Annotated in this window: 2 protein-coding genes; one reads left to right on the forward strand and one right to left on the reverse strand. The window is 66.4% G+C overall.

The features are described 5' to 3' along the window. Positions 1–1,191, forward strand: a 1,191-nt coding sequence (locus tag EN780_RS33910; protein ID WP_133372873.1) for a HAMP domain-containing sensor histidine kinase, incomplete at its 5' end; no start/stop codon positions are given. Here the strand turns inward: EN780_RS33910 and EN780_RS33915 are convergent. After that, on the reverse strand, positions 1,188–1,523 hold a 336-nt coding region (locus tag EN780_RS33915; protein WP_189556976.1), incomplete at its 5' end, for a nicotinate-nucleotide--dimethylbenzimidazole phosphoribosyltransferase. The two genes, EN780_RS33910 and EN780_RS33915, sit on opposite strands and share 4 nt — an antisense overlap.

The raw sequence follows: 1,523 nt of genomic DNA on the forward strand, positions 1-1,523 counted from the left end.
TCCCAGATCGATCCGTCGCAGGCGCGGCGCGATTTCCTCATCGGGCATTTCCTGTGCGGCCTTGGCTGGGCCTGGTTCGCCTGGTTCGGTTGCGACACCTGCCAGATCGATCAGTTCCAGGTGATCAAGGCGATGGTGCTTCTGGTCGCCATGGCGGCGACCGCGGTGATGGCATCCTCGCTGGGCGGCGCGCTGCTGGCGACCTTCGCGATTCCCGTCGCCGTCTATGCCTATGCCGGAGCACGAACGTGGCTGCCGATCGAGGTTATCATGGCCGCGCTGCTGGTCACCGCCCTGCCCTTCTTCGCCTACGTCGCGCGCAATCTCAACCAGGCCTCGCTGATGCTGATGTCATTCCGTTCGGAGAAGGATGCGCTGATCGCCGAGGTGGAGACGGCGAAATCGATGTCGGACGAGGCGCGGCGTCGGGCCGAGGATGCCAATCTGGCGAAGTCGCGCTTCCTCGCCTCGATGAGCCATGAGCTCAGGACCCCGCTCAACGCCATCCTCGGCTTTTCCGAAGTGATGGCCAATGAAGTGCTCGGGCCGATGAACAACCCCACCTATCGCGACTATGCCCATGACGTGCACGAGTCCGGCCAGCATCTGCTCGACCTGATCAACGAGATCCTCGACCTGTCGCGCATCGAGGCTGGCCGCTACCAGCTCAACGAGGAGCCGGTGATGCTGCTCACCATCGCCGAGGACTGCTGCCACATGATGGAGTTGAAGGCGCGCAACAAGGACATCCGCGTCATCCAGGATTTCGAAACCACCTTGCCGCGCCTGTTCGCCGACGAACGCGCGGTGCGGCAGATCGCGCTCAACCTCCTGTCCAACGCCATCAAGTTCACGCCGTCCGGCGGCGAGGTTCGCGTGCGCGTCGGCTGGACCGCCGGCGGCGGGCAATACATTTCGGTCAAGGACAATGGGCCGGGCATTCCGGAGGAAGAAATCCCGGTCGTGCTTTCGGCCTTCGGCCAGGGTTCGATCGCCATCAAGAGCGCCGAGCAAGGCACCGGCCTCGGCCTGCCTATCGTGCAGGGCCTGCTCGCCATGCATGGCGGCGAATTCGAGCTTCACTCCAAGCTGCGCGAGGGCACCGAGGCGATCGCCATCTTCCCGCTCAGCCGGGTGATGGAGGAACTGCCGGCCCTGCCGACCAAGACGGTCGCGGCGCGCCGGCGCTAGGTCCGGGCCGCGGCCGCCATGCCGGAACTGGTGAGGGCGGCAGCCTTGACCAGCCCGGCGGCAAGGCCTGCTCCCACAGCTTCGCCATGGCTGACGCCAAGATCGAGCAACGGCCGCAGGCCAAGCCGTTCGATTGCCCTGGCGTGTCCCGGTTCCGGCGACAGGCTGGCCACCAGGCAGTGGGCGATCGCCGCTGGGTTGGCGGCGTGCAGAACAGCGGCCGTCGCCGTCGCCGCAAATCCGTCCAGCAGCACCGGGATCTTCTGCATGCGGGCAACGAGGATGGCGCCGGCGATCGCCGCGAACTCGCGGCCGCCGACGCGCCGCAAGGC

The sequence above is a fragment of the Mesorhizobium sp. M4B.F.Ca.ET.089.01.1.1 genome, from assembly GCF_004022605.1.
Lineage (GTDB): Bacteria > Pseudomonadota > Alphaproteobacteria > Rhizobiales > Rhizobiaceae > Mesorhizobium > Mesorhizobium abyssinicae.